Annotated in this window: 20 protein-coding genes; 19 read left to right on the top strand and 1 reads right to left on the bottom strand. The window is 35.0% G+C overall.

Going from position 1 to position 20,015, the window contains the following annotated elements; all coding sequences use genetic code 11:
* Positions 1-170: 170 nt before the first annotated feature.
* The 5 genes from KMW28_RS27005 to KMW28_RS26985 all read left to right on the top strand — a co-directional run bounded on the left by KMW28_RS27005 (position 171) and on the right by KMW28_RS26985 (position 4,386).
* Entirely contained in the window at positions 171-1,328 is a 1,158-nt protein-coding gene (locus KMW28_RS27005) for a hypothetical protein (RefSeq protein WP_169665441.1), read from the top strand.
* Positions 1,321-2,295 carry a hypothetical protein gene (locus KMW28_RS27000; protein ID WP_169665440.1) on the top strand — a complete coding sequence of 325 codons (975 nt, stop codon included), beginning with the start codon at positions 1,321-1,323 and terminating at the stop codon, positions 2,293-2,295. Before KMW28_RS27005 ends, KMW28_RS27000 begins: the two co-directional genes overlap by 8 nt.
* A gap of 123 nt (positions 2,296-2,418) precedes the next feature.
* Positions 2,419-2,892: a hypothetical protein gene (locus KMW28_RS26995; RefSeq protein ID WP_169665439.1), complete on the top strand. Its 474-nt coding sequence runs from the start codon at positions 2,419-2,421 to the stop codon at positions 2,890-2,892.
* Between the two features lie 3 nt (positions 2,893-2,895).
* Positions 2,896-3,231 carry a hypothetical protein gene (locus tag KMW28_RS26990; protein WP_169665438.1) on the top strand — a complete coding sequence of 112 codons (336 nt, stop codon included), beginning with the start codon at positions 2,896-2,898 and terminating at the stop codon, positions 3,229-3,231.
* Between the two features lie 183 nt (positions 3,232-3,414).
* On the top strand, positions 3,415-4,386 hold the full coding sequence (locus KMW28_RS26985) for a hypothetical protein (protein ID WP_169665437.1): 972 nt from the start codon (positions 3,415-3,417) through the stop codon (positions 4,384-4,386).
* Positions 4,387-4,438: 52 nt separating this feature from the next.
* Here KMW28_RS26985 and KMW28_RS26980 read toward each other — a convergent pair whose 3' ends face one another.
* Positions 4,439-4,672: a helix-turn-helix domain-containing protein gene (locus KMW28_RS26980; RefSeq protein ID WP_169665436.1), complete on the bottom strand. Its 234-nt coding sequence runs from the start codon at positions 4,670-4,672 to the stop codon at positions 4,439-4,441.
* A gap of 604 nt (positions 4,673-5,276) precedes the next feature.
* Here KMW28_RS26980 and KMW28_RS26975 point away from each other — a divergent pair.
* The 14 genes from KMW28_RS26975 (at position 5,277) to KMW28_RS26910 (ending at position 20,013) form a co-directional block, all read left to right on the top strand.
* Positions 5,277-5,963: a DUF2490 domain-containing protein gene (locus tag KMW28_RS26975; protein ID WP_169665435.1), complete on the top strand. Its 687-nt coding sequence runs from the start codon at positions 5,277-5,279 to the stop codon at positions 5,961-5,963.
* Between the two features lie 365 nt (positions 5,964-6,328).
* A complete protein-coding gene (locus KMW28_RS26970) occupies positions 6,329-7,642 on the top strand; it encodes a TolC family protein (protein WP_169665434.1) in 1,314 nt (437 codons plus the stop codon).
* Between the two features lie 20 nt (positions 7,643-7,662).
* Positions 7,663-8,736, top strand: coding sequence for an efflux RND transporter periplasmic adaptor subunit (locus KMW28_RS26965; RefSeq protein ID WP_169665433.1), 1,074 nt, complete (start codon positions 7,663-7,665; stop codon positions 8,734-8,736).
* A gap of 19 nt (positions 8,737-8,755) precedes the next feature.
* The gene (locus KMW28_RS26960; protein ID WP_169665432.1) at positions 8,756-11,929 is read left to right on the top strand and encodes an efflux RND transporter permease subunit; all 3,174 of its coding nucleotides are present in this window, start codon (positions 8,756-8,758) and stop codon (positions 11,927-11,929) included.
* Between the two features lie 71 nt (positions 11,930-12,000).
* Positions 12,001-12,306, top strand: a complete 306-nt coding sequence (locus KMW28_RS26955; RefSeq protein ID WP_169665431.1) for a hypothetical protein — start codon at positions 12,001-12,003, stop codon at positions 12,304-12,306.
* A gap of 1 nt (position 12,307) precedes the next feature.
* Complete coding sequence (locus KMW28_RS26950) at positions 12,308-12,517, top strand: YgaP family membrane protein (RefSeq protein WP_169665430.1); 210 nt, start codon at positions 12,308-12,310, stop codon at positions 12,515-12,517.
* Complete coding sequence (locus tag KMW28_RS26945) at positions 12,501-12,842, top strand: thioredoxin family protein (protein WP_169665429.1); 342 nt, start codon at positions 12,501-12,503, stop codon at positions 12,840-12,842. Before KMW28_RS26950 ends, KMW28_RS26945 begins: the two co-directional genes overlap by 17 nt.
* A gap of 132 nt (positions 12,843-12,974) precedes the next feature.
* On the top strand, positions 12,975-13,658 hold the full coding sequence (locus KMW28_RS26940) for a Crp/Fnr family transcriptional regulator (protein ID WP_066215374.1): 684 nt from the start codon (positions 12,975-12,977) through the stop codon (positions 13,656-13,658).
* The gene (locus tag KMW28_RS26935; protein WP_169665428.1) at positions 13,645-14,667 is read left to right on the top strand and encodes an adenylate/guanylate cyclase domain-containing protein; all 1,023 of its coding nucleotides are present in this window, start codon (positions 13,645-13,647) and stop codon (positions 14,665-14,667) included. Before KMW28_RS26940 ends, KMW28_RS26935 begins: the two co-directional genes overlap by 14 nt.
* A 136-nt stretch (positions 14,668-14,803) precedes the next feature.
* Complete coding sequence (locus KMW28_RS26930; protein ID WP_169665427.1) at positions 14,804-16,363, top strand: tetrathionate reductase family octaheme c-type cytochrome; 1,560 nt, start codon at positions 14,804-14,806, stop codon at positions 16,361-16,363.
* Between the two features lie 8 nt (positions 16,364-16,371).
* Positions 16,372-17,013 (top strand): cytochrome b/b6 domain-containing protein, encoded by a 642-nt coding sequence (locus KMW28_RS26925; RefSeq protein WP_169665426.1) that lies wholly within the window; start codon positions 16,372-16,374, stop codon positions 17,011-17,013.
* Positions 17,014-17,025: 12 nt separating this feature from the next.
* The gene (locus tag KMW28_RS26920; protein ID WP_066215367.1) at positions 17,026-17,544 is read left to right on the top strand and encodes a YeeE/YedE thiosulfate transporter family protein; all 519 of its coding nucleotides are present in this window, start codon (positions 17,026-17,028) and stop codon (positions 17,542-17,544) included.
* A 12-nt stretch (positions 17,545-17,556) separates the two neighbouring features.
* Positions 17,557-18,771, top strand: coding sequence for a rhodanese-like domain-containing protein (locus KMW28_RS26915; protein ID WP_169665425.1), 1,215 nt, complete (start codon positions 17,557-17,559; stop codon positions 18,769-18,771).
* 6 nt (positions 18,772-18,777) lie between these two features.
* Positions 18,778-20,013 carry a cytochrome c biogenesis protein ResB gene (locus tag KMW28_RS26910; protein WP_169665424.1) on the top strand — a complete coding sequence of 412 codons (1,236 nt, stop codon included), beginning with the start codon at positions 18,778-18,780 and terminating at the stop codon, positions 20,011-20,013.
* Positions 20,014-20,015: the final 2 nt, after the last annotated feature.

Raw genomic sequence — 20,015 nt, 5'->3', positions numbered from 1 at the left:
TTGGCGGTTGTTTTCTGAAGTTGTAATGTTGCATCTGTAGATTTTTGATATTACAATCCTACCTAGTAGCGTCAAATTTCGATTAATTAAATGACATGGGACCGTTGTTTGGACTTGGGGTAGGATACAAGTTTGAGTGACGGTTTCTCCATTTAAAGAGAAATGAAGAAATGAGTTTATTCGCGTACACAAAGCTTGGTGGAAAGATTTTCGTGGTTGTGGATGAGGTTAACAAAAAGCTTGACGAATTTTTCAAAGAGCGTGGTATGATAGCACCGCAATTGGTCAAGTCTGAATCAGGTCTTGTTGAGATAAATGCCGCAGCGATTCAACTAGGTGGTAAGTTAGCTGTACCTGAAAAATGTGATGTTTATTTAGCACTTCGCGATTTCGAACCTATGATGCAGAGAGGTGAATCCGCTGCTGCTAATTCGAAATTAATTTTGGAACACAACACAGCTGAAACGCAAGAAGAAGCAAACAAAGCTGTACTGACACTTAGTAGTCTTTTGCAGAAAAAAGATGAAGCATTCGCATTGGCCCAGAGTACAATTACAGATCTAAAATCTGAGAATGCAAAGCTAAAGCGGATGCTAGAACAAGTGGGAGCATCTAAAGAAACGATTGAAGAAGTTATGTCTGTTAATGGATATATGCGGGTAAACACTGTCACGTCGCTACTTGTCCAACGTGGATTTGATCTTGAAAAAGAGCATATTAATAAACTACTTCTGATACTTGGATTAGTTAAGAAATACTCAGCTTACGATAAAGGTCAACCGACAGGTGAAGCCATTAAAGAAAAACTGATACGTATGTCATATGCAAGGACCAATGACGAATTTAAGGACGAATATGAAGCTGCTAAAAATGATACAGAGGGTGTCGCTGCGGGTAATAAATATGCACCAACGGTTCGGTGGTTTCATGGTAGAATTGTTGAACGTTTATATCAACACATCAAGAGTAGTTACATTGGTGGTAGTACAACTAAGAAGCAGATTGACGACAAATACGAACATCTAACCAAACATTTTAAACGTTGGCAAGATTACCCATTGGTTGGATCTGAATCTAGTGTTGGGTACTACGACTTTGAAACATACCTAAATCGACTAGCAACGATCTTCGATAGAGATTCTGACGATTTAAAAGTGTTGCTCAGCCATGCTGGTATTTTGTCAAAACGTTCATTAGAACCATTGAAGAAACATCGAAAAAATAACTGGTTCATCCTTGAAGATGATGCATGGAAGATCAGCCGTAATGCAAATCGTTGTATCAATTATCGAATTGAGCACTATATACACCATAATACAAATGAGTAAAATTGAAGTAATCGAAACAGAGGAAGTTGTTAGTGGCAATCCAATTGAACACTACCAATCCGTTGAAGAGATTTCAGACGACATTGAGATTCTTAAACGTAGATTACAACAATTAAAGTCTACGGAAATAAAGCAATTGGAACATGAGCTTCGAAAATTACGATTGGCAAAGACTACGTTTGAGGCTAAGCTTGAGATGGAAAAGTCAGCAATTGACACAAGAGGTGAATTGAATGATTTCGAGAAAAACTTAATCGCATTCCAACTAAAGTTTCACGAAAACGCACAAAACGAAATTGACAAAGAATTTTACGAGGAGGATCATGTACCATCAACACGAGTGGAAGACATGATCGAAAACGGTCAAATGAAGTGGTACAATTCCGGGTATGTCAAAGCAGGACAAAAAGCGTTGGAAAGTGGCGAGATTACAGACATGGATATGTTTAGGACCAGGAGAGAACTTTCGGATGAGGTGTTGGATGAATATGAGTCTATTCGGGATGGCGGGATTAAAAGATCAACAGATACCAAATGCATCCGGGATGCATCTGAATTTCCAAAATACGCTAATAATCAACACGATATAGGTGCCACCAAATGCATCCCGGATGCATCTGACATGCTTAAAATTGTCGACTCACACAGACCTTATGGGAATTGTGTAGATGTTCACGAATTGTTCGCATATACTCGCACTGATGCGCAAATAAATCGTCTAAAAAGTAAGTCAAATGGAAAAGCTTGGCGTACTAACCTTTCAAAATGGAAAAAACAACGAGGTAGATTATTAACTAAAGGAGCTTCTTACGAACATGGCGGTGTTCCATACGTGTGTTTAGAAAATGCAATCGCGTTAATTGACGACACAAAGAAGTTCACAGGCGAAAACTTGCAACGAGCAAAGATTCTCCGTAACGTTTTGCAACAGCTTCTTGACAAACGTGACGGCAAAGTCACTGACTAAACGTTCAAATTTATATTAAGTCGTCGACGAGTAATCTCAACGTTAGGTAACTCGTTAACGACAAACTCAAACGTCAAAACTATTAGTTGTATAATGTCAATTGTAACCAAAATTTAAAAAAATATGATAGAGAATTTTATAGAAGTAGAACATGGAGTTGACGGCTATGTAGTAACAAGTATGCTTATACAAAACTATTTAGAAATGCATGCAAACGATGTTATTCCTGAAATTTTTGAAAAAACTGTCACAAAAGTAACCGTACAGACCATTTTAAAGAAGTTAAAGTTAAACCAAAATGTTGATGATGGAGGTTTAACCGAGTATTTACTAAACCGAGTGGCTGAGTTAGAAGTTGAAGAGTATATACTAGAATACCGCATGCTTTTAAATATTATTTCAGATTCTACCGATTTAAAACTTATAAGAGCCACTGTATGCAAAGCACAACAATTGCATGAAAAGCTCGCACTTAAAAATCAACAACTACAGGTTGAATTAGAAGCTTTAAATGTTGATCATAAAGTTTTAAAACTACATCTCAAACAGAAGCAAAATCAGTTTAGTTTAAAGTCCGCGCAATATAAAGTTGATTAGTCAATGACACGAAGAGATTTAATACCGCTGAAAGGTCAACGTCTAACGTTTACGGCAACAGTTGGTCGCATGGGTACGAAATCAGCTTTTAAAGGTCCGCCATTGCCAACGGTTCTTCTAAAGAATTTGTCGATTAAATCTGACGTAGTCGCTAACCATCTATGGATGAATGTTGGTAAACAGTTTATGGATCTTCGATTGCAACCAGGAGATGTGATTCAATTCGATGCTCGTGTAACTGAATACGTAAAAGGTTACAAAGGGCATAGAAGCGATGTACACAAACCATTAGAACAGGATTACAAGCTAGAACGTCCAACAAAAATTGCAAAATTGTAACAACCAACCCTTCCGGAACAATCGGAGGGGTTTCTTTTTTGTCTATAGTTGATTGTTCTAGCCAATGTAGTATATTTTTCAAAACTATAACAAAACGTTTCAGTTTTATATCGCTATCTTTCTACCCCAGTATTCCCCCCGCCGAATTGGGTGGGCCAAGTTGAATCACTTAAATAATTAATTATGAACGAGATAGCAACTATTCAAGCAAACCACTTCGACACAGAAAAGTATAAGTACATCGCCAAGATTAGAGAATTGATGAATAACGTTGACATGATCAGGTCAAAACCTCTTTACGTTGAATTAACAAACGACAAGGACTACAAGCATTATGCAAAGTGGGAAACAACATACATCAAAGACAACAGTAAGTTTGAACAAGGTGTCGACTATGAGTTAGTTTCTGTGACGGATGAACTACGCAAAGAATATCAACTAAACAGCAAGACAGAATACGATATTCAAGTGACGTTCAATACGGCGTTAGCGATAACGAAAGCACAACGAGGTAAACATGCAAAGCCCTATGTTGAGGAAATCAGCACCGCTGTACTTAAATACGAAACACTTTCAAGTTTCGATGGAGAGATTAAACAAACAATACTAAAAGTTGTTGAGCCTTTACTTTCGAAAATTGACACCTTAGAAGCAAATCAGCAGAAACAAGATAAAGTACTTGAGAAGCAGACTGCACTTCTCGAACAATTATCCGACCGTTTGTACTCGTCTGAAGACCTTGCACGAATGATCAACGTTACTGAAGATGAACTTGCAATAGCTTTACATTGTCTTGAGATTATCGATCACACAGGTAATATTCAGCCTAACTTTCATTATCTAGAGCAAACAGGCAAGTGGACACTGGCTGCTAAAAACCTTGTCGCAAGAATGACAGAGTATGATGTTTACGACTTGAACAATGCGATGAAAGAGTTAGTTAGTTCGCAAACCTCATTAGACACTGTTGCTGACACGAAGTTCTTTCAAATCAGTAAAACTGAAATGCAAGATCGAATCATGCAGTCGATACGAGAACGTCATGAAACGAATCAAATACACATGATTGATATGATCAACGAAGTGAAGGACAAGATGCAACTTGATCGAACGAATCTGAAACAGCACGTACATTACGAGTTGTTACGACAATAGCATCATCCCACCGAAACATTAAAACCCTAGCCAAGACGGTTAGGGTTTCTTTTTATGCTTTTATAAACGACTTTAAGTCGGACAATCGTACATAATACTTCTTACTGACCTTCTTGTGTTTCATTTCGCCTGAGTTGATCAATTTATAGACTAGTGATAAACTCATCTTCAAACGTTTTGATACATCTTTAACAGTCAACAATTCATCATCGAATCTCTCATATTGATCTAATCTATATGTGAGTTCAGCAACCTTGTATTCTAATTGTTGTATTCTATCTTTCATTGAACACTTATTTAAATTAAACAAGCGCTTGGAACAAACTTCGCGACGTTGGATATAACGAGTCGGAGTGGATTGACCATAATACGCTTAGAAGTGCACCATACGGTGAGCGAAAATAAGTACGTTCTACGATAGCGGGAAATGTTCTGCGATACGTTCGTTTCAGATTAGATACGATGCGTAGTGTGGGTGTTTGCGAATGTCAGCGATTGACAACGATACAAACATAATAGATGTGGAAAATTCAGCAAAATTTACTAAGTTAACGAAATTGAATATCGAATTAAGAAACATTGACACGAATCCTGCACGCTCTTCTACCTAAAGCTACTTAGTAATACTGATAATCAGATAGATAAATATCGAAGTTTACATTTTCATCAGAAATATAAACTTTTATTTCTTGAATGTGAAGTTTAGTAGACTTAACTCAACATAAAATGACAACTTCAACTTTATTATTTAAATTTACATAATGAGAACATCTCATAGGAATGACAAAAAGCTTATTCATCATTGTTAGGATGTTTGTCGTAATAATTCTATTGATGCAATACGATTTATTATTACTTTTGAATGATTAAGCAAAAAACCAAGAATATAAATGAAATTAACTAAATCAGTACTACTTACCTTATCAATTTTATTCTGTTCCGTAGTATCTAAAGCACAAGAATTACCCGATGTAGGTAGTTGGTATATCTATAACGGATTCTATAAATTCTCTCCCAAATTCGAAATATTTGTGGAGTCTCAGGTGAGAACATATGATGTCGTATCAGATGTACAAAGTTTCTTTGTGCGTCCATTCTTTTGCTATAATGTAAAAGACAATTTCCAATTGGCGATTTCACAAGAATATCACCATAACAGTCCCTATGAACCGGTGAATCCAGACGGTCAAACAAGTTCAGAATACAGGACTACTTTACAAGCGATCACTTCTCAGAAGTTAGGAAGGTTCACACTTCAGCACCGTTATCGTTATGAGTTAAGATCGTTGGAAAGCGGATTGGCTCAAAGAGGACGTTACAGAGCTCAAGTAGGGGTGCCAATTTCTGATAAGACCATGCATCAAGGAGTATTCTTCAGTACATTCGGTAACGAAATACTAATTGATATTGACCCGAATACTCAGTTTAGCCAAAACCGTGCATATGCCATGTTGGGCTATCAGATGACAAAATCTTTAAATTTCCAGGCAGGGTACATGTACTTGTCAAGAAATGGAACACCAAACGAACATCGCTTACAGATTTTCTTAACGCATAAGTTGGCGTTTTTTGATTAAATCTCACAATAGAGAATAATATAAACCTGAATTAGATAAAGTCATTATTTATCAAATTCAGGTTTTTTTTATTACTAAAAATCAGTGTTTTATAATTACATATATTAAGACATGAAGATTTGTTCATATGTATGTAACTTCTGTCACACAAGATCTCTCTTAGATCCTCTACATTTGTATCATAAGTTTAATTCATCACTCACTTTAGATAGGTTGAAAAGTAATACTATCAAAAGGAAAATTAATTAAAGCACAAGTCATGAACTGTAATCTTATAGGTACTCGCTCGGATTGTCCGTACTTCTGATAGATTTTGAAAAACCACAATTTTCAAATTATCTAATCACATCAATTAAAATTTAATAATGAAATACAATATATTTCTGACTTTAGCTGGTCTATTGTTAGGGTGGAACACCTATGCCCAAACAAAAAGCTTATCGTTAGAAGAAGCCTTAAAATTAGCATCAGATAATAACCGAGATATCGAGATTAAGGAAAAAGAAGTAGCCTCGGCTTTATTAGAATATAAGAAAACGAATAATGTCTTTTTGCCTAATATCACACTCTCAGAAACGGGGGTAAATACAAACAATCCTTTGAATGCTTTTGGTATTCTTTTACAGCAAGAAAGAGTAACTGTAGCAGATTTCGATCCGAATAGATTAAACGATCCAGACAATATATCAAACTGGAATACAAGAGGTGCTATACAGCAACCGATCTTTAATCTAGACGGTTTACATGGTCGAAAAGCAAGTAAACAGGTGTATAATGCTAAGGTGCAGGAATCTAAAAGAGTGAAAGAGTTTATCTTATTCGAAGTGAAACAACATTACTATATGTTGGGTTTGGCTGAACATCAAATTGAAGTCTTAAAATCAGCACTATCTACACTAGAGGAAGCCTATAAAGTTGTGCAAGACAACAAGGACAATGGGTATGCTAAAGAATCGGATGTACTTCAAGTTAAAGTGAGAAAACTTGATATTCAAACGAAGTTACAAGAAGCGGAAGATGCTCGATTATCAGTCAATGATTATTTAGTATATCTATTAAAACTTGAGGAAGGAACAGTGATTCAATTGCAAGATCAATTGGAAGAAGAACAAACGAATCTGACTCAAATGGAAACAGAATTTGTTCCTTTAACTCGTGCTGATTTAATGGGTTTATCGTATGCTGCAAAAGCACAAGAAAGTATGTGGAAAATGAACAAATCTAAGTTTATACCACGTATTAACGCATTCGGGCAATACGATTTTAACGACCCACATCTTTTTGGAACAACTGCACAAAGTTACTTGGTAGGTGTTTCTTTAAGCTGGACAGTATTTGATGGTGGACGTCAAATTGCGGCATCCCAACAATCAAAATTGGATTGGGAGAAAGCAACTTTAAACTTGGAAAAGGAAAAGTCACAAGCCAATGTGGAATTGAAAAAAGCACAACGAAAAGTACAATCGGCTAAATCAAAAATTGAGTTGGCAGAAGTAGCTAAAGAAGAGGCATCAAGCAGCTTCAAAATATTATCTGATAGATACAAAGTAGGCTTAGAAAAAACGGTGGATTTATTAAGTGCAGAATCCATTAAATCAGAAAAAGAGTTAGGCTATTTACACGCTGTTTTTGAATACAATATGGCCATTTTCCACCTAGATCTATTACTAAAAGAATAAAATTTACACCGAACATCATCATGAAAAAATATACATATATATCGACTTTATTGATCACTTTTTTGGGTATGAGTACACTGTTTTCTTGTAGTCAGGCAAATGATTCTACAAAGAAGCAAGAAAGAGTAGCTATACCTGTTAAAGTACAAAAAGTAAAAACAGAAAACGTTTCCAATAATTCACAATACGCAGCAGAAATTAAGAGTGATAACATTGTGCTCTTAAGTACAAAATTGATGGGTAGATTATACGATTTCAATTTTGAAGCAGGAGATGTGATCAAAAAAGGGACGGTAATAGCAAGAATTGAAAGTGCTGGAATTCATTCTTCAAAAGCTAGAGTACATGCACAAGTTGAAATGGCGGAAGTGAATTTACAAAACGCTGAAAAGGATTATCAGAGAATTGAAAAGCTTCACCAATTGGGAAGTGCGACAGATAAAGAATTGGATGATATACGTACTTATTATCTTTCTGCAAAAGCACAATTGGAGGTAGCTAAGAATGCAGAAGATGAGGTAGACTCAAATCTATCTTACACCACTATTAGAGCACCGTTCACAGGAGTAATCACAAAAAAGATGATGGTGGCAGGAGATATGGCTTCACCAGGAATGCCGATTGTTGAGTTTGCTTCAGCATCAAAGTTTAAGGCTTTAGCTAACATTCCAGCTTCAAAAATTGATGCTTTTGAAAAAGGAAATGAGGTGATGATCTATGTAGATGCTTTACAGCAAAATATTAAAGGAACTGTAAAGCGAGTGGTTCCATCTGGTAAATACAATGGTGGGCAATTTACAGTGGAGTTTTCATTGAATCAACATTCAAAATTAGCCAATGGAATGTATGCAAAAGTCTCTTCGAGTAAGGGGTTGGTGCAGAAGATTTTACTACCTGAGAATGCCATTTATAGAAAGGGACAATTGGAAGGTGTGTACTTGGTAAATCTTCAAAATGAAGCGTCTTTGACTTGGGTAAGATTAGGGAAAACATCAAATGGTATGGTCGAAGTTTTATCTGGAGCAGAAGAGGGAGACCAAGTGATTACTACAGTTACTCCCGATTTATTCGATGGTGCTTTAATTAATTTCTAATCCATTAAACGAAATAGAAATGCAAAAAGGAATAGCAGGAAAAATCGCAGAGGTGTTCATCAACTCTAAATTGACACCCTTATTGATGTTCGTCTTCTTGGGATTAGGAATCTATGGAAGTTACTTAACACCAAGAGAAGAAGAACCGCAAATTGATGTGCCCATTGCCGATATATTTATAGGATACCCAGGGGCATCACCGAAAGAAGTGGAATCGAGAGTAGCCAAACCATTGGAAAAAATTGCTTCAAATATTAAAGGGGTTGAATATGTATATTCTACTTCAATGAACGAGCAAGCCATGGTCATTGTGCAGTTTCACGTAGGTGAAGACATTGAAAGAAGTATTGTGAAATTGTATGCAGAAATTGATAAATACAAGGATCAAATGCCTTCTGGTGTAATGGAACCCATCTTAAAAGTGAGAGCAATTGATGATGTTCCCGCACTTACTTTAACACTGCACAGTCCAAAATACGATGATTATATGTTGAGACGTATGGGGGAGGAATTATCAAATGAAATTTCCAAGATTAGTGATATTGCACAAGTCAATGTCATTGGAGGAAGAAGCAGAGAAATGAAAGTAGATCTTGATAGAGAAAAGATGAAATCATTTAAAGTAGATCCTTTAAGTATTGCTCAACAAATTCAATCCGGGAACCAACAGTTTTCTTCTGGTCATGTAAATCATTTAAACCAAAAGTTATCGGTTAAATCGGGTAGTTTCTTTAAGACGGTAGACGATTTAGAACATTTAGTGATCGGTAGAAATGGTGATGCTCCCGTGTACTTAAGTCAAGTAGCTACGGTATCAGATGGCCCTCAAGATCCTATTCAATATGTACGATTCGGTTATGGAACTTCTAGTGATCAAGAAATGAAAGGTGATGAAGCGGCTGTGACATTATCTATTGCCAAAAGAAAAGGAGCAGATGCGATGCAATTAGCGGATTTAGTGCTTCAGAAAACGGAAGATTTAAAGTCTACATTAATACCTTCTGATGTTACCGTTAGTGTGACAAGAAATTACGGGGAGAGTGCCTCACATAAGGTAAACGAATTGATGATGCACCTGATTGGATCGATCATCGCTGTGACCATTGTTGTCGCTTTATCAATGGGTTGGAGAGGAGGATTAGTTGTCTTCCTTTCAGTTCCAGTGACCTTTGCCTTGACATTGTTCTCTTATTATTTGTTGGGTTATACATTAAATCGTATCACATTATTTGCATTGGTTTTTGTGACAGGTATTGTAGTAGACGACAGTATTATCATCGCAGAGAACATGCACCGTCACTTTAAAATGAGAAAATTACCATTCTTAAAGGCGGCTTTGGCATCGATTAACGAAGTGGGTAACCCTACGATATTGGCGACATTTACAGTAATCGCCTCGGTATTACCGATGATTGCGGTATCAGGAATGATGGGACCTTATATGAGTCCAATGCCTATTGGAGCTGCATTTGCTATGTTTTTCTCTTTAATTGTAGCTTTAGTTATCACACCTTTTATAGCTTATCGATTATTAAAAGGTGATCCACATACAGAGGAAGTAGAGTTTAAAGTCGAGAATACGCTCATCTATAAATGGTACAATAAAATGATGCGTCCATTGGTGGAAAAACCAGTCTTAAGATGGTCGTTTATCATCAGCATCACTGTGCTTTTATTAGGTTCTATGTCGATGTTCTATTTTGACATGGTTGTAGTAAAAATGCTACCATTTGATAACAAAAATGAGTTTCAAATTGTAGTGGATATGCCTGAGGGTACACCGCTAGAAGAAACTTATCAGGTAACGAAAGAATTGGCGGCTTATATCAGACAGCAAGATGAGGTGACCGCCTATCAAATGTATGTAGGGACATCATCTCCCAATACATTTAATGGCTTGGTACGTCATTATGATTTAAGAAGAGGAACAAATATGGCGGATATCCAAGTTAACTTAACTGATAAAGGAGATAGAAGCCTACAAAGTCATGACTTGGCAAAATCTTTCCGACCTAAACTTCAAGAATTAGCTGAAAAGTTGGGGGCCAATATCAAGGTGGTTGAAGTTCCTCCGGGGCCTCCGGTATTATCTACTTTAGTAGCAGAAATTTATGGTCCTGAGATGGAAGGACAAGAGTCGGTAGCCTCAAAAGTAGAATCAGTATTCAATGCATCTAAAGACATTGTCGATGTGGATTCTTACTTAGAAAGTGATGAAAAAGAATACACTTTTGAAGTCGATAAAGAAAAAGCGGCTTTGGCAGGAATTCCAACTCAGCAAGTTGTTTATGCATTGAATACGGCTTTAAAAGGGTATGATGTATCAACTTTAGATGCACCAAATGATTATAAGGAAGTTGGTATAAAAGTTCAGTTAAAAGAAAACAACAGAACATCCATAGAAGATCTGAAAAAGCTTTCATTAAAATCGGCTATGGGACAAATGGTTGAAGTAGGTGATATCGTCACGATACATGAAACAATAAAACCGAAGAGCATTTACAGAAAAAACCAAAAGAGAGTCACTTATGTAGTGGCCGATGTTGCCGGTAAAATGGAATCTCCTGTATATGCCATGATGGGCATTGATCAATCGTTAAACGATATCGTTACCCCTAATGGAAATAATCTACTACAAAGTTTTACTTCCGTACCGTTTTTAGAAAATGATTATGTTTTAAAATGGGATGGAGAATGGCAAATTACTTTCGAGGTATTTAGAGATTTAGGAGCAGCTTTCGCAGTCGTATTAGTAGTGATATACATGTTAATCGTAGGTTGGTTCCAAGATTTCAAAACACCTTTAGTAATGATGGTAGCGATCCCGTTAGCCATGGTAGGGATTTTAGTAGGCCACTGGATGATGGGGGCGTTTTTTACTGCTACTTCTATGATTGGTGCCATCGCTTTGGCAGGGATTATGGTAAGAAACTCCGTCTTGCTCATTGATTTTATCAATATAAAATTGGAAGAAGGAGCTCCATTAAAAGAAGCCGTTATTGAAGCAGGTGCAGTAAGAACAATGCCGATTTTATTAACAGCAGGAACTGTCGTGATAGGCGCCTTTGTGATCTTATTCGATCCAATTTTCCAAGGTTTGGCTATATCTTTAATGGGCGGAACAATAGCTTCTACAGCCCTTACTTTATTGATTGTGCCACTGGTATTTTATATGACAGAAAAGAAAAAATAGGTTGTCCAAATAAATAGTTTGTTCAAAAATGAAGGGAGGTTAATACCTCTCTTCTTTAACCAAAAAATGCCATGAAATTAGTAATTATATTTTCAGTTGATGAAGGTAAGCAAAATGACCTTTACAACTTATTGAGTGATATTGGAGCCTCAATTTTTAGTGAATCGAAAGTAAAAGGTATTTACACAGGAATTGATAATAACAGCAGTTTCTTCGGAGAGAATAAACTGTTTACCGATTCCAAAATGGACGTAGTTGCTTTAACTGATAAGCAAGCTGAAATACTAATTCAATCTATAGATGAACTGAATACCTCAAAAGTAGATTTTCCTCTCCACGCTTATTGTATAGATGTTGAACGTATGACTGCCAAATAAAATGATAGAAAGAATAATAAGATTTATCGCCGGAACCTTCATTCTGATTAGTATCATCCTAGCTGTGTATGTCAATATACATTGGTTATGGTTTACGGCATTTGTGGGAGTTAATCTATTACAATCATCCATAACTAAATGGTGCTTGATGGAGGATATTCTAAAATTTATAAAGCCAAATTTAAAATGTGAAAATGGATGTAGAAATTAACAAAAGTAATATTTACCAAATCATTAGAGATAAGGAAAATATAGACATGCAGCTTTTGAAAAACTCTATAGTTGTATTCGAAACGCCTTGGAGTGAGGTAAGTCAGCAGATTCTTAATTACTTAAAGAGTTATAAAGAAGAATATGATTTCGATTTAGTAAAAGTAGATATTGATAAATACAGAGATTTAATTCTTGAATATGAAATCAATGAGTTACCGACTTTGATTTTTATCAACGACAAGATGAAGTCCACATCAATGGGTGGCATCTTATCGAAAGAGAAATTAAGAAGAAAATTAGATGAAAATTTCACTAAAAAATAATGACTTAAATAGGTGAAATCTCCTACTTTTTAAGTTGTAGAATATAGATTGTGCAAGTGAAGTTATTTATTTTTATCAGTTTGATTAATTTAGTGCAGGCAAGCAATTGTCTGCACACTAACCAACAAGAAAATGAAAGATATTTACGATAAGCTATGCTTTAAATCAGATACTATTTTTAATGAATTAACGGTAGACGAACTCTCTTTTTTTTATGAAAATGTAGAATACAAACACATAAAAAAACGAGAAGAAATCTATAATGAAGATCACTTTAATTCGGGTATTTATTTGATTGAAACGGGTTCTGTTTTTTTATCAAATACGAATTTGATTGGAGAACCCAATATCTTCAATATTCATAAAAAGTCTGATATTTTTGGCTATCGATCATTGTTTTGTAAAACACATCATTCTGAAATTGCTACTGCAAATGAAGATAGCATCATTTTGCATTTATCTATTGAAAATGTAAAAAAGATGATGGCGCTAAACGGGGAGTTTAAAAGATCTATTATGAATGCGATAAATAGAGAAAATATCATTCTGATTGAACGCATGAATCTATTATCAAATTGTAATATTAAAGTGAAAATCATCTACTTTTTGTTGCTTTTCGATTTCATCAAAAAGGAATATAATATCGATTTACCTATTCGTAGGGCAGATTTCGCCAATCTTATTGGAACGGTGAGAGAGTCATTTATTCGATCACTAAAAGAATTAAAAAATAATGGATTGATCACTATGGGAAGTAATACCATACGGATTATTGATTACGAAAATCTCACAAAACTTATTCATGAAAATCATTAATACACATAAGTTATTATTTAAAGGCCGACAGGTGTATCATCATTTATTGTATGGTATTTTATTATGGGTGGTAGCTTTGGTGCATGAATTTGTTTTAATGAGTTACCCAAGTTTTAATGCAATTAACTTAAGTTTAGTTTTTAGAAGCATTCTTATTATTTTAACTATCAATAGTGCTGCCTTATTTACCCGAAGATATTTATTAAAGCTTTACGATTTTCAACTAACAAAATTTTATCAATTACTATTTTCCTTTACGATTGAAATCCTTTTCACAATTTTTCTTCTCAAATTACTTTCAGTTTTCATGACGATGTATCATTTAGTATTGAATGAATATATACTGATCGTTTATTTATTTCCATTAAAAATTATCGAATATTCTTTTTTGGAATTAGACGAAATGATAGGCCCACTTCATCTTAAGAAAATGCTATTTGATAAATACAGTTCATCCACCTCTGAAGAAAGAGTATTCTTATTTGCTGATTTAAATAATTCAACTCAAATAGCCAATCAATTAGGGGAAGAACGATACAGTAATTTCCTTAAAGATGTTTTCGAAAAATTTAGTGTGATCTATGATTATTATGGAGATATTTTCCAATATGTAGGAGATGAGGTGGTGATTACTTGGAAAGTAAATGATAAACACAAAAATGCCTATCTAGATGGTGCAAATGCATGTTTAGACACCATCAAAAAGAGTGCACCTTATTTTTTGAATAAATATGGAATAGCTCCTCAATTTAAGATGGCATTGCATAGTGGGAAGGTGATGACAACCACAATTGGTCAGTTAAAAAAAGAACTTTGTTTTCATGGTGAAGCGATAAATGTTACCTCAAAAATTCAACAGTATTGCGATCTTTTTCACTCGGAAATTGTGGTAACAAAACAACTTTTAGATACAGCAAAACAGGAACTGGAAAACTTCGAATATCACGGATTTAGACGGGTAAAAGGAGGAGGAAAAGAATTAGAATTGTATACTCCCATAAAAATGTAACATTTGTCACATGTGTCACTAAATCAATAACATAGCATTAACTAAAATCTAGGAATCATTGATCAAAGTCAACAAAATGGGCTTCTTGAGTGCGTAAATTTACAATAAGAAATGAAACAAAAAAACAGTAAGCTAAATGAAAAAAAATATACTAATTATTGTTTTCTTTAACTTTCTAGCTATTGTATTATTTAACGTATTTTGGTCTGATGTGGAATCATCAAAAGCAAACACCAACTTAGTTGAATTGAAACAAAAGTTTTCCAAGAAAAAAAAGAAAATTGTAGATCACAGTAAGTTCGAAATTCTTCAACAAGATTTTATCAATCCAACGGATGTAACGACCGCTTGTATCTCTTGTCATCAGGAACGACATCATGAAGTCATGGAATCGAACCACTGGAATTGGGAAAGAGAAGAATACATCGAAGGTCGAGGAGTTACTTACCTTGGAAAGAAAAACATTATCAATAATTTTTGTATTGGTGCTACCGGTAATGAACAAGCTTGTGCTAAGTGTCATATTGGATATGGATACGAAAAGAATGAAGTGTTTTTTGCGACGGAAAAGAATGTCGATTGCCTAGCTTGCCATAATGGTGTAGACGATTATATTAAAAATGGAGGTTGGGGCAAACCTAATGATAAAGTTGATTTAAAATTGGTGGCTCAGAGTGTTGGACATACCTCAAAAGCAAATTGCGGCACTTGCCACTTCTTTTCTGGAGGAGGTAATAATGTAAAACATGGTGACCTAGAAGTGGCTCAATTGGATTGCTCTAGAGAGGTAGATGTACATATGGCTTCGGATGGTATCGATTTATCTTGCACCGATTGTCATGTTGCAGAGAATCATAACATTAAAGGTAAATTGTATTCTTTATCATCAGAGAATAAAAATAGAGCGACTTGTGAAGATTGTCATACTTCAATAGCACATCAAAATGACATATTAAATAGTCATACGAAAAAAATTGCTTGTCAGACTTGTCATATTCCTACTTATGCAAAAGAGAATGCAACAAAGATGACATGGGATTGGTCAACTGCCGGTAAGTTGAAAGATGGTAAACCTTATCATACTGAAGATGAAATGGGGAATCATGATTACTTATCGATCAAAGGATCATTTACTTGGGAAAAAAACGTAAAACCAGAATATATTTTCTTTAATGGTACAGCAGATCATTACGTATTTGGTGATAAAGCAGACACGTTATCACCTATTCAGATAAATACATTGCACGGTAGTTATGCAGATGGAAAAATTATTCCGGTTAAAGTCCATCGAGCAGTACAACCTTATGATCCAGAAAATAAGATTTTAATACAACCATATACCTTTAATCCAGAAAAAGGTTCAGGCGCGTATTGGACAGATTTTGATTGGGTAGAAGCCTCAAGAATTGGTCAGAAAAAGCTAGGATTGCCGTTTAGTGGGAAAGTGGATTTTGCCAAAACAGAAATGTATTGGCCGATCAATCACATGGTATCTCCTAAAGAAAATAGTATGTCTTGTGTCGAGTGTCATACAAGAGCATCAGAGGGTAGATTGTTTCAACTAGCGGGCTTTTATATGCCGGGCAGGGATACTACAGATTGGTTGGATCAAGCTGGGAAATGGCTTATACTCTTATCAATTCTAGGAGTTGTCACTCATGCAATTATACGAGTTTACTTTAAAATAATTAATTAATAAATGCCATGAAAAAGCAAGTTTATATATACAAATCATTCGAAAGGTTCTGGCATTGGGCACAAGCGGCCTTGATTTCTTTATTGATGTTTACTGGCTTCGAGATTCATGGATCATACAAAATTCTTGGATTCGAAAATGCAGTCAATGTTCATAATTGGTCTTCTATTGCATTGATGGTGTTGATTGTTTTTACAATTTTCTGGCATTTCACTACAGGAGAATGGAAACAATATATTCCCACTTTAAATAAGTTGGTAGATCAGGTGAAATACTATACTTATGGTATTTTTCATGGTCATCCTCATCCAGTGACAAAAACAGTGAGAAAGAAAATGAACCCCTTGCAGGTCATCACTTATTTAGGTTTAAAATTGATATTTATTCCTTTAATGGTTTTCACAGGGCTACTTTATATGTTGTTCCGATTTATGTATGGAGGACAACTACATTCCATAGAATTTTTCAGTTTAGATAGTATCGCTTTTTGGCACACTCTAGGCGCTTATTTTTTGGTTCAGTTTGTTATAGTACATGTGTATATGACCACTACAGGACATACCGTCACTGAAAATATCAAAGCTATGATCACAGGGTATGAAGAAATCGAAGTAGAAGAAGAAAAGAAAAAAGAAGTAGTAGAAGTTTAAAGCAAATAGGTTATGAAAAAAGATAAATTTATGAATCCCTATTTAGCTGGGATTCTACTCGGATTAGTATTATTGGGTGCTATATATCTCACCGGAAGAGGATTGGGAGCAAGTGGTGCTGTTAAAAGTGTAGTGATGGAAACTGTTTCTAATGTGGCACCAACACATTATCAAGAAGTCCCTTACTATGCAAATTATGCGAAAGCCCATGAAGATGGAGGACCATTAAAATCGTGGTTGGTTTTTGAAGTCGTGGGTGTCATTCTCGGAGCTCTTTTCTCCGGTATTGCTGCAGGAAGAATGCGTTTTGAAATTCAAAAAGGACCAAAAATATCCAATAAAACAAGATTAATAGCTGCGCTTGTTGGTGGAGCCTTGTTTGGAATAGGTTCTCAGTTTGGAAGAGGATGTACCAGTGGAGCAGCTTTAAGTGGTATGTCGGTAATGTCTGCAGGCGGTATTCTTACCATGCTCTTCATTTTTGGTGGTGCCTACCTTTTCGCTTATACTTTTAGAAAACTTTGGATATAAAATAATACGATAATGATAGCTCCATTAGTTCCAGAAATAATTAATACAGACCTTAACTTATTAGTCGCTTTATTGGTAGGTTTTGGTTTTGGGTTCGCATTAGAACAGGCTGGCTTTTCATCGACAAAAAAATTAGCAGGTTTGTTTTACGGTTACGATTTTACCGTACTTAGAGTATTTTTTACTGCAGGTGTTACAGCCATGTTAGGTGTAATGGTTTTTGCCAAATTAGGGTGGTTAGACCTTAGTTTGATATACATTAATCCTACTTTTCTTTACTCTGCCATTATCGGTGGAGGTATTATGGGATTAGGCTTTATTATTGGCGGGTTTTGTCCAGGCACAAGTATTGTAGGTGCAACAGTAGGTAGGATTGATGCTATGGTCTTTGTATTGGGAGGTGGCATTGGGATTTATCTTTTTGGAGAATTCTTTCCGTTGTATGAGTCTATTTATTCATCAAATAATCTGGGTGGTTTAACCGCTTATGAAGTGCTTGGTGTTACAAAAGAAACATTCACAGTTCTTCTCACTTTAGTCGCCTTAATGGCATTTGTTGCTACCTATTTTATCGAAAATAAAGTAAATGATAGAGAAGATAAAATCTTAAAATCAAACAAACTGAAGTTGGCATACGGAAGCTTCGGTGTCATCTTTTCGGTAATTGCTTTATGGGTGAATTTCACTCCAGATAAATCAGAAAGATTAGTACATCAAAGTCAATCTGATAAAGTATTGGAGAACACAGATTTTAGATACTATTCTCATGATAAACTCGCATATAAACTCTTACAACAAGAAAAAGACAGTACCGTTAATGTGATCGATCTGAGAGATAAATCATTATTTGCAAAGCAAAATATTCCTACATCGTTTAACATAGCCTTAGATTCTATTCAAGATAGAAAGTACGAGGTAATGTTTAAAGATCCATCAAAAATTACTGTAATTTATGCGGATAATATGGACGAGGCAAAAAGTGCTTATTACATCATGAATAAACTTAATTATCATAATGTATATGTACTTGAGGGTAGTGCCAATAGTTTCTACATTACTATAATGACACCTCAAGAATTACCCGATAATCCAAGTATGCAGGATCAATTTAATAAACGATTTAGGGATAAAGCTAGAATACAATTACCAGTTTTGGCACTTAAAATGAAACAGAAACCTGTGATTAGAGTGAAGAAGAAAGTTAAAATTCAGGGAGGGTGTAGTTAAATTGATATGTCAAATTTATTAAATCTTTCACCGAAGCAGCTTTATAATTATAAAGTGGCTTTGGTGGTTCACATAGCCTTACTTTTATTGGGAGTAATTTTGCAGAATCTATTTCCAAGGCTCACATTAACTGCTATAAAATATCCATTTAATGTGTATTTTGGATTAGGTTACTTTAATCTTTTATTGATTTCCTTTTTGTTATTCAGGAAGTCAAAAGTAGTGGTTTGGTTTTGTAGTATTCCGGCATCAATTGTATCGATACTCTTTGTTTTGTTCTATACTATTTTGTTAGGGTTTATTCCACAAACAGAGGTCTCAAACAATAAGGTTTATACCTTTCTAGGTTTACATCAAATCACACAAAGTATTCCTTTTTTATTGGTTATGTTTTTCTTTTTAACAGCTTTAGGCTTTGTTACATTAAAGAGAACTATACCATTTAAGAAATCGAATATTGGTTTTCTGATGAATCATTTTGGACTTTGGTTGGCATTATTAGCTGGAGGTTTAGGATCGTCTGATTTGCAACGACTAAAAATGTATTTACCTTACAGTGAAGTGGTCTTTACGGCTCAAAATCAAAATGATGAAACCATAGAATTACCATTTGCATTTGAATTACAGAAATTCAAAATGGAGGTGTTTCCATCGAATATCGCATTATTTGATAAGCAGAAAGGTGAATTCATTCCATCAGCTGATAATTTTTTTGAAGCAAAAACAGGTAATCATCAAAAGATTTTAAACTTTAATATTCAAGTAACTCAATATCTACCTGAAGCTTTTAAAGGTGAAGATAATGTGTATTTAACTTCTAATGAGATAGGTTCTACTACAGCATCTTATGTAAAAGTGATCATTGATGGAGCGATTAAAGAAGGTTGGATAGGTGCAAAAAATAAATATCAAAATGTTCAGACATTAGACTTAAATAATCAATATGCTTTGGCGTTATTACCTCCTGAACCAAAAAGATTTGCCTCAGAGTTAAAGGTGTATACCGATAATGGAGATCCAGAAATTATGGAAGTGGATGTCAATCATCCTTTATCTATAAAAGGGTGGGAAGTTTACCAATTTAGCTACAATGATAAATTAGGGAAATGGTCCAATTATTCAATTGTTGAGATAGTAAAAGACCCTTGGTTACCCATTGTCTACTTCGGCCTATTTTTAATGATCTTAGGTGCATTTTATTTGATATGGAAGGGAAAGGATCAAAAAATAATTAAGCAATAAAC

Source organism: Flammeovirga yaeyamensis, from assembly GCF_018736045.1.
Taxonomy (GTDB): Bacteria; Bacteroidota; Bacteroidia; order Cytophagales; family Flammeovirgaceae; genus Flammeovirga; species Flammeovirga yaeyamensis.
Note: the sequence above shows the minus strand (reverse complement) of the source record. Positions and strands in the feature narration are given on the sequence as shown.